The sequence below is a fragment of the Streptococcus sp. 4155 genome (assembly GCF_013276695.1).
GTDB lineage: Bacteria > Bacillota > Bacilli > Lactobacillales > Streptococcaceae > Streptococcus > Streptococcus pseudopneumoniae.
The window spans coordinates 72,468-85,241 of sequence record NZ_VMLM01000022.1 but is presented as its reverse complement, the minus strand read 5'-3'; the positions used below and the strand labels follow the sequence as shown (position 1 = coordinate 85,241).

General features: G+C 40.3%; 10 protein-coding genes and 4 pseudogenes. 4 read left to right on the top strand and 10 right to left on the bottom strand.

Translation table 11 applies throughout. From position 1 onward, the window contains the following. Positions 1-79: 79 nt before the first annotated feature. The 7 genes from proC to HT715_RS03230 all read right to left on the bottom strand — a co-directional run bounded on the left by proC (position 80) and on the right by HT715_RS03230 (position 7,493). Positions 80-877 (bottom strand): pyrroline-5-carboxylate reductase, encoded by a 798-nt coding sequence (proC, locus tag HT715_RS03260; protein ID WP_138699526.1) that lies wholly within the window; start codon positions 875-877, stop codon positions 80-82. Between the two features lie 4 nt (positions 878-881). Next, on the bottom strand, positions 882-2,144 hold the full coding sequence (locus tag HT715_RS03255; RefSeq protein ID WP_138699527.1) for a glutamate-5-semialdehyde dehydrogenase: 1,263 nt from the start codon (positions 2,142-2,144) through the stop codon (positions 882-884). 9 nt (positions 2,145-2,153) lie between these two features. After that, positions 2,154-3,263: a glutamate 5-kinase gene (gene proB / locus HT715_RS03250; RefSeq protein ID WP_233053295.1), complete on the bottom strand. Its 1,110-nt coding sequence runs from the start codon at positions 3,261-3,263 to the stop codon at positions 2,154-2,156. Between the two features lie 100 nt (positions 3,264-3,363). Then, on the bottom strand, positions 3,364-5,247 hold the full coding sequence (gene cbpE, locus HT715_RS03245; RefSeq protein ID WP_000728244.1) for a phosphorylcholine esterase CbpE: 1,884 nt from the start codon (positions 5,245-5,247) through the stop codon (positions 3,364-3,366). A 2-nt stretch (positions 5,248-5,249) separates the two neighbouring features. Further along, positions 5,250-6,137, bottom strand: a complete 888-nt coding sequence (locus HT715_RS03240) for an RluA family pseudouridine synthase (RefSeq protein WP_000403212.1) — start codon at positions 6,135-6,137, stop codon at positions 5,250-5,252. Continuing rightward, entirely contained in the window at positions 6,127-6,588 is a 462-nt protein-coding gene (gene lspA, locus HT715_RS03235; protein ID WP_000745672.1) for a signal peptidase II, read from the bottom strand. Before lspA ends, HT715_RS03240 begins: the two co-directional genes overlap by 11 nt. Next, positions 6,585-7,493: a LysR family transcriptional regulator gene (locus tag HT715_RS03230; protein WP_001025687.1), complete on the bottom strand. Its 909-nt coding sequence runs from the start codon at positions 7,491-7,493 to the stop codon at positions 6,585-6,587. The genes lspA and HT715_RS03230 overlap by 4 nt, the downstream gene beginning before the upstream one ends. Between HT715_RS03230 and HT715_RS03225 the strand changes: the two are divergent. After that, positions 7,486-7,691 (top strand): annotated as a pseudogene (locus HT715_RS03225) (AraC family transcriptional regulator). The gene HT715_RS03230 and the pseudogene HT715_RS03225 overlap by 8 nt on opposite strands. Before the next feature lie 51 nt (positions 7,692-7,742). On the opposite strand, the gene HT715_RS03220 reads toward HT715_RS03225, so the two are convergent. Continuing rightward, complete coding sequence (locus tag HT715_RS03220) at positions 7,743-8,414, bottom strand: CPBP family intramembrane glutamic endopeptidase (RefSeq protein WP_000746011.1); 672 nt, start codon at positions 8,412-8,414, stop codon at positions 7,743-7,745. A 218-nt stretch (positions 8,415-8,632) separates the two neighbouring features. On the opposite strand from HT715_RS03220, the gene HT715_RS03215 reads away from it, so the two are divergent. Beyond that, a complete protein-coding gene (locus HT715_RS03215) occupies positions 8,633-9,442 on the top strand; it encodes an HAD family hydrolase (protein WP_172922821.1) in 810 nt (269 codons plus the stop codon). Then, positions 9,441-10,104, top strand: a pseudogene (locus tag HT715_RS12380) (choline-binding protein C); the annotation flags it as partial. The gene HT715_RS03215 and the pseudogene HT715_RS12380, both read left to right, overlap by 2 nt. A 111-nt stretch (positions 10,105-10,215) precedes the next feature. Here HT715_RS12380 and HT715_RS03200 read toward each other — a convergent pair. Both HT715_RS03200 and HT715_RS11830 read right to left on the bottom strand, forming a co-directional pair. Further along, positions 10,216-10,750: pseudogene (locus HT715_RS03200) on the bottom strand (transposase); the annotation flags it as partial. Positions 10,751-10,806: 56 nt separating this feature from the next. Then, positions 10,807-10,987: pseudogene (locus tag HT715_RS11830) on the bottom strand (hypothetical protein); the annotation flags it as partial. A 203-nt stretch (positions 10,988-11,190) separates the two neighbouring features. On the opposite strand from HT715_RS11830, the gene gdhA reads away from it, so the two are divergent. Further along, positions 11,191-12,537, top strand: a complete 1,347-nt coding sequence (gene gdhA, locus HT715_RS03195; protein ID WP_000199528.1) for an NADP-specific glutamate dehydrogenase — start codon at positions 11,191-11,193, stop codon at positions 12,535-12,537. Positions 12,538-12,774: the final 237 nt, after the last annotated feature.

Sequence of the window (12,774 nt, the reverse complement as noted above, 5' to 3'; positions counted from 1 at the left end):
TGCAGATGGAAGCTGACGCAGTTTGAAGAGATTTTCGAAGAGTATCAACCACCATAAAAGAGGCAGACAAATCCACCTCTTATTTACCTAGTTCTTGTGTTCGTTTGTAGGCTTGACCAACTGCATCCATGACCGTTCCTCGAAAAGCATGCGCTTCTAGGCTCGCTACACCAGCGATAGTCGAACCGCCTGGGCTGCAAACTTGGTCTTTCAAAACTCCAGGATGTTGCTGACTTTCAAGGACCAATTGTCCAGCTCCTACCACAGTTTGAGCTGCCATTTTCAATGCTGTTTCTCGTGGCAATCCAGTCTGAACACCTGCATCTGCCAAGGCCTCGATAAAAAGATAGACAAAGGCTGGTCCACAACCTGCAAGACCCGTTGCAGCATCGATTAACCCTTCACTGATTTCAAACAATAAACCAGCATGTTGTAAAAGTTGACAAAAGACTTCCTTATCATCTACTTGGCAGTTAGCTGACAAGGCATAACTAATGACTCCTTGACCGATAGAAACTGGAGTGTTGGGCATCATGCGAATTAAACGGTGCTGACTTGGAACAAGACTAGCTAGTTTTTCCAGCTTTATACCCGCTGCCATGGAAATTAAGAGCAGACTCTCCCGTTTTTCAAGAATATCTTGAGATTCCGCAAGTAAAGTAGACACTTGAGCTGGTTTCACTCCTAAAAAAATCACATCTGCTTCCGCAAAGATTTCCTCATTACTAGAAACTTGACCTCCGTAGCTAGCAATAAAATCATCCACTCTATCTTGACTTAGATTAGAAAGAAGAAACTTATCTGTCCTATTAGCTTGCCAAACAGCCTTGGCTAAGCTAGCACCCATATTCCCCAAACCGATAAATCCAATCTTCATTTTTTTACTCCCTTATCTGTCCATCACCAGCGACAACATACTTGTAACTGGTTAATTCTTTTAAGCCCATTGGGCCACGCGCATGAAGTTTCTGAGTAGAAATTCCCATCTCACATCCAAGACCAAATTGTCCACCATCGGTAAAACGAGTTGAGGCATTGACATAGACAGCTGCAGAGTCCACTTGATCTGTAAAGTAAGCTGCAGCTTCAGCATTTTCCGTTACAATGGCATCCGAATGATGGGTACTATGGGCTTCAATATGGGCAACCGCTTCTTCTAAACTGCTCACAACCTTAACAGCTAAGACATAGTCTAAAAACTCGGTGTCAAAGTCTTGTGCCTCAGCTGCTTGACCTGAAAGAAACTGACTGGCTTTCTCATCCAAGCGGAATTGAATTGGTTCCAACCCAACTTCTTTACGCTCTGCAACTAGAACTTGCTCCAAGCGAGGAAGGAAGCTTGCTGCCTTGTCTTCATGAACCAGCAGAACCTCCATGGCATTGCAAACAGAGGGACGACTGGTTTTAGCATTGTTGATGATAGACAGCGCCTTGTCTTCGTCTGCATCCTTATCCACATAGACATGGACAATCCCAGTCCCTGTCTCGATAACAGGTACAATCGCATTCTCAACCACTGCATTGATCAAGCCAACTCCTCCACGAGGAATGAGGAGGTCTAGATAGCCCTTGGCCTTCATCATAGCATAACTACTTTCATGGCTAGTATCTTCCACCAGTTGAATCACATTTGGGTGAATAGTAGTCGTCTCCAAGCCCTTCTTCAAGGCTGTGACAATGGCATGGGTTGTTTGATAGGCATCCTTACCACTACGAAGAACAACCGCATTTCCACTCTTGAGAGCCAAAGCAGCCGCGTCAGACGTCACATTTGGACGGCTTTCATAGATAATACCGATAACCCCCATGGCCACACGTTTTTTGGTGATAACCAAACCATTTTCAAGCTGACTTGTTTCTAAAATTTCACCGATTGGATCTGGGAAGGCAACCACTTCACGAATTCCTCTTGCCATTGCTTCTATACGACCTGCATCCAAATAAAGACGATCCAGCATCACATCTGAAATTTTACCTTTGGCCGCTTCCATATCGAGGGCATTGGCCGCTAAAATCTCCTCAGTAGCTGCTAATAAATAATCAGCCATGGCTAGCAAGGCTTGGTTTTTCACCTCTTCACTAGCTGTGTTAATCGATTTTTTAACAGCCTGTACCTGTTCAAATTGTTCTTGTGTACTTACCATAGTTTACCTCTAAAATTCTGTAAAGAGTAGTTGGATTTCAGGAGTAATGGAAATCCAGTCGTCACGGTGAATCAAGACACCCTTGGCTTTTTGAGAACGCAACATATCCTCCAAAGCAGATGCCCCAAATTGCACACGCCCTTTTCCAAGTGATTTTCCACTTTCCTTGTCAAATACTGTCACAATATCACCGTAAGAAAAGGCGCCTTCTGCTTCAACAACACCAGATAAAAGGAGACTCTTTCCATGTTGAGAGAGAGCTTCCGCAGCCCCTTTATCAACCCAAATAGAACCTTGACTCTGAGCATAAAAGGCCAGCCATTGTTTTTGGGTACGAAGCCCCTTCTCTTGAGCAACAAAGTAGGAACCATCCTCGGTTTCCTCAGCTGCCTCAATCATGGCGTCTGACTTCAAGGATGAGCAGATATAAACAGGAACGCCCGATTCTGTCGCAATAGTTGCAGCTTTGATTTTGGTTAACATGCCCCCAGTTCCGTTTGACGAACCAGCTCCACCGGCCATATCGATAATCTCACGATTGATAGTCTCGATTTGCTCCAAACGTTTGGCTCTTGGATCTGAATTAGGATTTCCTGTATAGAGACCATCTACGTCTGTCAAGAGGATCAAAAGGTCTGCTTGGACCATGGCCGCCACCTGTGCACTCAGAGTATCATTGTCCCCAACCTTGAGCTCATCAATAACAACACTATCATTCTCATTGATGATAGGAATCGCCCCACGGCTAAGTAAAACCGACAAAGCCTGATGGGCATTTTTATAACGACGCTTATCTACAAAGTCATCCTGGGTTAGCAAGATTTGTGCAGAAACGATTTGGCGCAAGAGAAGATTGGTCGTGTATTCTTCCAACAAAAGCCCTTGTCCTACCGCTGCTGAAGCCTGTTTATCAGCAATTTTAGTCGGACGCTTTTTAAATCCTAAGGCTCCAAAACCAGCCGCAATGGCACCTGAAGACACCAAAATCAACTCATGACCAGCCTCGTGCAGCATAGCCAACTGCTGGGTAATATCCTTTACCTTACTACGTGATAAACTTCCATCCTCATTTGTCAGAGAAGAAGTACCCACCTTAAAGACAATCCGTTTGTATTTCATAGTCTCACTCCGATTATTCATATTTATCCATTATAACATGAATAACAGGAAATAGAAAAGAGTTGATAGGAAAAAGAAGGCCCTAAAACCTTCTTTTCTACTACTGTTCTGATTCCGATTTGTTTACACTCGTTTCAGAGCTTTGTGAAGTTGAGGATGTCAAATCTTGACTAGTTGAAGAATTTGTAACACTTTCATGTTGACTCGTTTCTTTATTTTCAAGATCCTTTTTCACTACTTCTTTGGATTCTTTTATTTCTGAATGACTTGTAGTTTTAATTGTAGCAGATTTCTCGATCGGAACATCCACTAACCAGGCACCACTTGAATCCACAGTATAGCCTTCTGGTGTCTTACCATTCACAAGTAATTGACCATTTTCTTTCAAGAAGTACCATTTATCCTTGTCTTTAATCCAACCTATAGCTCGTGAACCATCTGTCTTGTAGAAATACCAATCATTTGCCTTTTTAAGCCAGCCTTGCTTCATAGCTCCTGATTCTTCTAGATAGTAATGATGTCCAGCAACTTCTATCTCACCTGTCTTCATGATACCAGTAGAATCCATATAGTACCAGGCTTCTTTATCTTTTACCCAGCCCGTTTTCATTTCCCCTGATGGAGCAAAGTAATACCATTGCCCCTTATATTGAAGCCAACCTGTCTTCATAGAGCCATCAACATCCAAATAATACCACTGCTCTTTATCTTGAATCCAACCAATTTCCATCTGGTTTTCTTTGTTAAAATAATACCAGATTCCAGCGATTTTCTTCCAATTTTTAGCAGCAACACCAGAGTTTGTCAAATAGAACCAACGATTGTTCCATTTTTTCCATTGATTCTGTAATAAGATACCCGTTTGGTTAAAGTAATACCATTCACCCTTAATTTCATTCCAACCGACAGCATATTCTCCTGTAGAATCAGGCGCTTGATACCACCAGTTTCCATATGAACTCTTATGCCAACCAGCTTGAAAACTTGGAATAGGCTTGTAGGAAGTTGAAATGTTTACTAAACCGTCTTGTCGAATATCAAAAACTGTTGCATCATAGTCTTTGCTGGCTGCGTTGATTCTCTCAATTCCTCGTTCTTTGAGCCAATTAACATACTCACTATCAACACCATTTTTCCAAGGTAGACTATCCGAAGTTTGAACAATCAAACTCGGACTCAAATTTTTAATAAAATCCTTGGTATTTGATTTGTTGGTATCATGGTGATGATTAAACTTCATCAAATCAACTTTTCCAATGAGAGGTCCATACTTATCTTCCGCTCCATGCACATTATCTAAGTCGCCCCCAAGGTAAATTTTCTTACCATTGACTTTTACTACGCTAATCAAGGAATTGGAATTATCATCCCAAATTTTCTTTAATTCACCTGATGAATCTGTTTCATTTTCATAATTATATAGTTGAATATCCATGTCTCCAAACTGAAAATGAGCATCTCCTTGTGTGATATTTTGAATAACTGAAACACCTTTTTCAGCAGCAGTCTTTAAAACCTTATCATAGCCATACAGATTATCCCAAAGACGTTCAGGCTTAGTAATACGATTATCACTATATTTCTTAAGATAGACTCGGTCAACTGGATAGGTAGACAGTAATTCATCAACATTTCCAATATGGTCACTGTGGGTATGGGTTACCAAAATAAAATCAAGTTTTTGGACACCCAATTCCTTCAAACGACGAAAGACACGGTCTGTTAGAACATGCTTATAAGTTGTATTGATACCCTGTCTCCATGGATAACGAGAATCACTTCCATCTGGGAAATCATAATCTTCTCCTGTATCCACCATGGCAAAATGTCCATTGCTTTCAAGAATAATCGCATCACTGCCACCTTCATGAACATTTATAAAGTGGATTTTATTTCCTGAACTTTCTTGAGCTTGAACATTTCCATACCATGACAAGCCTAAAAAAGCGCCTGCAAGTGCTAAACTAGTTAATTTCTTTTTCATTCTTACTTCCTCAATCTCTCCAATGTTTCCTTAAAAATTGCTGGGATATCTGCTGTAAATTCTAAGGTCTCACCTGTTCTCGGATGAGTAAAACCTAGAGTCTTGGCATGAAGAAATTGTCCATGCCCCTTAAGTGTCTTACGAGGACCATAGACTTCATCCCCAGCAACTGGATGACCGATATAAGCCATGTGGACACGAATCTGATGGGTACGCCCTGTCTCTAGTTGCAACTCCACTAAGCTATAATCGCCAAAGCGTTCCAAGACGTGGAAACGAGTTACTGCAGGTTTCCCTTTAGCAGTCACAGCCTGTTTCTTACGATCTTTTTCACTCCGGCCAATCGGTGCTTCAATCACACCGCGATCATTGGGCAAATTTCCATGAACAATCGCCCAATATTTGCGGAGAGACTTTTTATCCTTGAGTTCTTGGGCAAGTGCTAGATGCGCCTCATCATTTTTAGCAATCATAAGAAGACCTGACGTATCCTTATCAATACGATGAACAATTCCTGGACGCAGAACCCCATTGATACCCGACAAGTCCTTAATATGATACATAAGGGCATTTACTAGGGTTCCACTAGTATGACCAGCACTCGGATGCACAACCATTCCCTGAGGTTTGTTGACAACAGCCACATCCTCATCTTGGTAGATGATTTCTAGCGGAAGATCCTCAGCCACATACTCTAAAACCTCTGGTTCTGGCACATGGTAAGTGACGACATCGCCCTCTTGGACAGTGTATTTAGCTTTCTTGACTTGGCCATTGACCAAGACCTGGCCTGATTTGATTTGTTCATTCGCGAGACTACGTGATAATTCTGTCAAATCTGACAAAGCCTTATCTAAACGCAGGCCACCAGTTTCAATTTTAATTTCCATTTATTTCCTCTTTTAGCATTGCAATCAATAAAATAATCACTCCAACAGTCAGATAGCTATCTGCCACATTGAAAATTGCAAAATTGATAAAGTCAAGGTGAAACATATCCACAACAAAGCCCTGACTGACCCTGTCAATAAAGTTTCCAAGACCACCCGCGATTATCAGAGTCAAACCCAAGACCATCCAGAATGAGTCCTCCATGTGCTTATGTAGATACCAAATGGCACCTACCACGACGACCAGGGTAATGACAGCGAATAACAACTGCTGATCTTGTAAGATAGAAAAGGCTGCCCCTCGATTTTGCAGGTAGGTCAAGCTAACGAAATTGGGAATCCAGGAGCGCACTTCACCCAGTGGAATCTGTTGGACGATATAGGATTTAACTAACTGATCCAGCGCAATCAAAAGCAGTACAATGACTGCCACTATTCCTCTTTTTTTCATGATTTCCTCTTCTGATTAAAATATTCTTGCATGACTTCTACGAAAAGAGTTCCAGCTTGACTCAGCTCCACTTCTTCACGTTTAACATAGACCATGCGGTTATCTAGGTTATCCTTGAGACGAATAACTGTGATGCCATTCACACTGTCACTATCTAAAAATCCGGAACCTGTTGCATAAGCGTCCGTCCGCTCCAAAATACCATTCAAAGTAGCACGGTCTGTCACATTAAACATCTGCGAGCTCGCGCTGGTATCAACAAAGTTCTCTGAATAATAAAGATACTCGTCTTTCTCTTGCGTGAAACGAACCGTTGGTAGATCCGCTAAATCCTCCATGACCAATTCCTCTTTCTGAGCTAAAGGATGCCCCTCACGGAGATAAATATGGGTATGGAAGGGAATTAGTTCAATAACCTCTAGGCCTAACTTTTCAACCCGTTGCATAATCCCTTTTTTATTTTGATTATTGAGGTAGATAATCCCAATCTCACTGTGACCTTGCGCTACTTCGTCTAAAATTTGAACAGTAGTTGATTCAAAAATACGGAAGTTCTTATAATCAGGATAGCGCTCTGAAAAGGCCGTAATGGTTGGTGGCAAGAAGTCATAGTGCTGACTGGCAATGGAAAATTCATCCTTTTCTTCCTCAGGATGGGCATACTGATTTTGAAAAATATCAAATCCTTTAACCAATTCTTGCGCTTTTTCATAGAATTCCATACCACGACGAGTCAAGAAAGTCCCTGAGCTGGTCCGACGGAAAATCTTAAAACCCAATTCTTTTTCCAAATCACGAACAGAAATAGACAGACTCGGCTGACTAACATACATCTTTTCAGCAGCTTCACGAAAAGTACCGCTATTGGCAATGGCCACAACATAGCGTAATTGTTGAATGTTCATCTTCTACCTCCAACTTCTTTATCTTTTCATTATACCATATTTTAGAAGTTTTCCAAAAAGGAAAAAAGAACATCCTATTCTTCTTAACCTTCTTAACTATCTTCACTATCTGCCTTTCTCAAGCCAACCTTATTTTCAAAATCAATTCAAAAAATAACTGGATACACACCACTCCAATATCGAAAAGAAAAACGTTGACTATTTGTGAAAAAAGAAAATGCCGGAAAGTTCCGACATTTTTTTAGTAAGCTAACTTCCTGAAAATAGGAGTAACCATACATTCCAGAAGGCAGTGATATTGATGAGAATATGAACTAGTATTGGATAGTAGAGATTTTTTGTCATGCGATACAGTAGAGCTAAAATGAGACCTCCACTAGCATAAATGAAAAAAGCAAGAGGAGTTAAAGCAAAATTGATATGAATATAACCGAAAATAATAGCAGAAAGCAAGACATCTCCGTACCAAGGCGAGTTTTTGAAAAAGGTTGTCATAAGCACACCGCGATAAATCAATTCCTCAGCAATAGGGCCGATGAAGCAAGCCATGAGCAAGAAATAGGGTAATTCCTGTCTCCCTATCATTTCTATCGTTTCATTCAAAGAAATTTGATTTGAAGACGAGGGTATGAAATAAGACAAGAGGACGTCAGACATATACAAAATGATGTAACCCAGTAAAAGGTAGATAAAGTGCCTCAGCTGCCATTTGAAATGAAAAGTCTTCTTTCCTGCAAAAACTAGTAGATAGATGACCGCTAATAAAAGACCTCCACTCTCCATCCAAAGCAGAATCTGAAAAAATTCACGACTTGCTGGTAGATAGGGCTTTGCGAGGTGATTGAAAATTCCCCAAAACCAAGTTGATTTGTAAAAAATTAAGGATAATGCTAGTAAAATCTGAATAATCCGTTTTTTCATATTAAATCCTCTGTTTTCCTTGACTAGCTTATTGAATAGAATGGTTTGCTTAATTGAATCACAAGTTTAGTATAGCATATCTTGGCCAAATATCCTCTTCAAATCATGAATTGTCATCAAAACATCCTAAACTGTAAAATCAATTAGCCCCAAGCTTCCTATCAATTTCTTCTCCAAAATATGCTATAATAATACCAAAAGATAAAGAAGGAAGTCTTATGATTAAACTACTAGCCTTGGATATGGACGGAACCCTCCTCAATGAAGCCAAGGAAATCCCACAAGCTCACATTATTGCTATTCACAAAGCCATTGAAAAAGGTGTCAAATTGGTTCTCTGTACGGGTCGCCCGCTTTTCGGTGTCCTCCCCTACTACAAAAAACTGGGGCTTGATCTCCAGAATGAGTATGTGATTGTTAACAACGGTTGTTCAACTCACCAGACTAGCGACTGGGGCTTGGTTGACTGGCAAGAACTTAGTCCAGCAGACATCGAATACCTCTATGATCTAGCTGAAAAAAGTGATGTTCAGTTGACTCTTTTTGATGAGAAACATTATTTCGTCCTCGGTGGCAAGCCTAATCAAGTCATCCAGAATGATGCCGACCTAGTCTTTTCAGACTTGACTGAAATTTCCCTTGAGGAAGCGACTAGTGGTAAATATCGTATGTTCCAAGGCATGTTTTTGGGCAACGAAGAACAAACAGACGATTTTGAGCAGCGTTTTGCTGAGGAACTCTGCCAACGATTCAGTGGAGTTCGTTCGCAGCCTGTCATTTATGAAGCTATGCCACTTGGAACGACCAAGGCTACCGCTCTTTCACGATTAGCAGAGATTTTGAAGATTGATTCCTCAGAGATTATGGCCATGGGCGATGCTAATAACGATATCGAAATGCTCCAGTTTGCAGGGATGGGCATTGCAATGGGAAATGCAAGCGATTATGTCAAATCTCTTGCGGATGCCGTTACAGCAAGCAACGAAGAAGACGGTGTTGCGCGTACCATTGAGAAATATATTCTATAAATCTCGTAGCGGAGCAAATGTCTCTGATCAAACTGGACACTACGAATCCTTAATCAATCCAGAATTGACCTATATGGGTTTGGCAGCCTTTGAAAACCCTGTTACTCAAAATGGATGGATTACCGTTGCACAAAGTTTCGGAACATCATCTGGTGGCTCTGAAGAATTAGCTGGTGGTTATGGAAAAGCCATTCAATACATAGAAGCCTACTCTTCTCAGATTCAAACATTTGCGACTAAGGCGAATCTTTTTGACAAAAATTTGAAGGCTATCGGAACTCATAAAATCAAAAATGAAAATAAGAGTACAACGAATAATTCCTACAATTTCTTTAACCAAATGCAAGAAGTAGGTAAAAGTATGGGTTTTTGGCGACAAGCTGGCTCGCGTTGGTAGTTTATGCAACTTGATGGGATCTTACCCTTACAATCAGTGGGCAAAATTAGATAATATCTGGTATCGCTTCGATAGTTCAGTCTGGATGCAAGCAGGTTGGTTGAAAGACGGTGAGACTTGGTACTATCTCGACGGTTCAGGTGCTATGAAAACAGGCTGGATGAAGGTATCTGGCAAATGGTACTATGCTTATAGCTCTGGTGCTCTAGCAATCAATACGACTACACCAGACGGTTACCGTGTTAATTACAATGGGGAATGGGTAGGATGGTTTAACTACAACAAAAATACTCTATACTATCTCACAGTGAGTAGTCTTCACTTTCAAATAGTATAGAGATTTTTATTTACCTAGTATAGCTCTTATCTTAGGTGTTTATAACAAACTGAAACAAGAGTGGGACAAAAGAGCCTCGTAAAAGGTATTGCAACTTGGTAATACCTTTTTGAGGTGCTTTTTGATATGAGCACATGTCTTCTCAATAGGATTGTACTCAGGTGAGTAGGGAGGAAGGGGTAAAAGTTTATGCCCAAACTCTTCACACAAGAATTCTATCCTAGCTATTCTATTGGAATCTTGCATTATCCATAATAATAACTGAGGGTGTGGTTAATGTTGGTAAGAGAAATTTCTGAAACCATGCTTCAAAAAAGTCGCTCGTCATCGTCTCTTCGTAGGTCATTGGAGCGATTAAGTCACCATTTGTTAGACCTGCAACCAAAGAAATCCCCTGATATCTTCTTCCAGAGACTTTACCTCCTATTAACTGACCCTTTGATGAGCGACCATATTCTCGATAAAAGTAAGTATCGAATCCTGTTTCATCAATATAAACAGGTGCTAAGTGCTTTAAACTATTAAAATTCTTAAGAAATAAGGCTACTTTTTCTGGGTCTTGTTCATAGATAGTATAGTACTTTATGGTTACCGAACAAGTCTAATGAAAAAATTCTGATGATAGTTCTAAATCTCAATAACCGCTTGGGTTCCATGATCCAACTCCAGCAAGACATCTATACTTGTATAGAAAATCCTGCCCTGAATAAGGAGATGTAAATATTTCTTTCCTCCAAAATGGTCATAGTTTTGCTGGCAAATCTAACATATCATGGATAAATTAACAAGTGATTTCTGAATTGCTAAACATTTTCTTTTCTTATAGCATATTTTCAGATTTTCTCTTTGAGAAAGATATTTACAAGAAAAAGGTTCGTTTTTTGTCTATTTTCAAAAAGTCTTAAAACTAAATTGAAAGAATTTTTAGAAAATTTTTGTTTTTCTCTTTACAGTTTAAAAAAATTCTGCTATAATAGCTCATGTAATAAAATATGACAACAAAAGGAGAACGATATGACATCTGCTAAAGAATATATCCAAAGCGTGTTTGAAACTGTAAAAGCTCGTAATGGGCACGAGGCTGAATTCCTCCAAGCTGTTGAAGAATTTTTCAACACTTTGGAACCTGTATTTGAAAAACACCCTGAGTATATCGAAGAAAATATCTTGGCACGTATTACTGAGCCTGAGCGCGTAATTTCTTTCCGTGTTCCTTGGGTTGACCGTGATGGAAAAATTCAAGTAAACCGTGGTTACCGTGTTCAATTCAACTCAGCTGTTGGACCATACAAAGGAGGACTTCGTTTCCACCCAACTGTAAACCAAGGGATTTTGAAATTCCTCGGATTTGAACAAATCTTCAAAAACGTCTTGACTGGACTTCCAATCGGTGGAGGTAAAGGTGGATCAGACTTCGATCCTAAAGGTAAAACAGATGCTGAAGTGATGCGCTTCTGCCAAAGCTTCATGACTGAGTTGCAAAAACACATCGGACCATCACTTGACGTACCTGCTGGTGATATCGGCGTAGGTGGACGTGAAATTGGTTACCTTTATGGTCAATACAAGCGTCTTAACCAATTTGATGCTGGTGTCTTGACTGGTAAGCCTCTTGAATTTGGTGGTAGCTTGATTCGTCCAGAAGCAACTGGTTACGGTTTGGTTTACTATACTGAAGAAATGCTGAAAGCTAACGGTAATAGCTTTGCTGGTAAGAAAGTGGTTATTTCAGGTTCTGGGAACGTTGCTCAATACGCTCTTCAAAAAGCGACTGAACTTGGCGCTACTGTCATCTCTGTATCTGACTCAAACGGTTATGTCATCGATGAAAATGGTATCGACTTCGATCTTTTGGTTGATGTTAAAGAGAAACGTCGTGCTCGTTTGACTGAGTATGCAGCTGAGAAAGCAACTGCAACATATCACGAAGGTTCTGTATGGACTTACGCTGGAAACTATGATATTGCGCTTCCATGTGCTACTCAAAACGAAATCAACGGTGAAGCAGCTAAACGTTTGGTTGCTCAAGGCGTTATCTGTGTATCTGAAGGTGCCAACATGCCGAGCGACCTTGATGCCATCAAAATCTACAAAGAAAATGGTATCTTCTACGGACCTGCCAAAGCTGCCAACGCTGGTGGTGTAGCCGTTTCAGCCCTTGAAATGAGCCAAAACAGTCTTCGCCTCTCATGGACTCGTGAGGAAGTTGATGGACGTCTCAAAGACATCATGACAAACATCTTCAACACAGCTAAAACAACTTCAGAAACATATGGTCTTGATAAAGACTATCTTGCAGGAGCAAACATTGCTGCATTTGAAAATGTAGCAAACGCTATGATTGCCCAAGGTATTGTTTAAGATTCATTTGCTTAATCCTCAATCGCTTCGATTGGGGATTTTTATCTTGAGTTAAACGGTTGGGAAATTCTAATTTAATTAAATTAAATGAAATAAAAACCGAACAAATTGATTGCGGAATTCAAACCAATTTCTAACAATGTTTTATAAAACTCAGTGGACTATTCTAAATTCAATCTATTTTATACTTTTCGAAAATCTCTTCAAACCACGTCAGCGTCGCCTTACCGTAGATAT

Coding starts and splice junctions, on each gene's coding strand:
- cbpE (WP_000728244.1), bottom strand. CDS start 5,247: ATGAAAAAGAAATTAACTAGTTTAGCACTTGCAGGCGCTTTTTTAGGC.
- HT715_RS03255 (WP_138699527.1), bottom strand. CDS start 2,144: ATGGTAAGTACACAAGAACAATTTGAACAGGTACAGGCTGTTAAAAAA.
- HT715_RS03215 (WP_172922821.1), top strand. CDS start 8,633: ATGATTAAACTACTAGCCTTGGATATGGACGGAACCCTCCTCAATGAA.
- lspA (WP_000745672.1), bottom strand. CDS start 6,588: ATGAAAAAAAGAGGAATAGTGGCAGTCATTGTACTGCTTTTGATTGCG.
- HT715_RS03240 (WP_000403212.1), bottom strand. CDS start 6,137: ATGGAAATTAAAATTGAAACTGGTGGCCTGCGTTTAGATAAGGCTTTG.
- HT715_RS03230 (WP_001025687.1), bottom strand. CDS start 7,493: ATGAACATTCAACAATTACGCTATGTTGTGGCCATTGCCAATAGCGGT.
- proC (WP_138699526.1), bottom strand. CDS start 877: ATGAAGATTGGATTTATCGGTTTGGGGAATATGGGTGCTAGCTTAGCC.
- proB (WP_233053295.1), bottom strand. CDS start 3,263: ATGAAATACAAACGGATTGTCTTTAAGGTGGGTACTTCTTCTCTGACA.
- HT715_RS03220 (WP_000746011.1), bottom strand. CDS start 8,414: ATGAAAAAACGGATTATTCAGATTTTACTAGCATTATCCTTAATTTTT.
- gdhA (WP_000199528.1), top strand. CDS start 11,191: ATGACATCTGCTAAAGAATATATCCAAAGCGTGTTTGAAACTGTAAAA.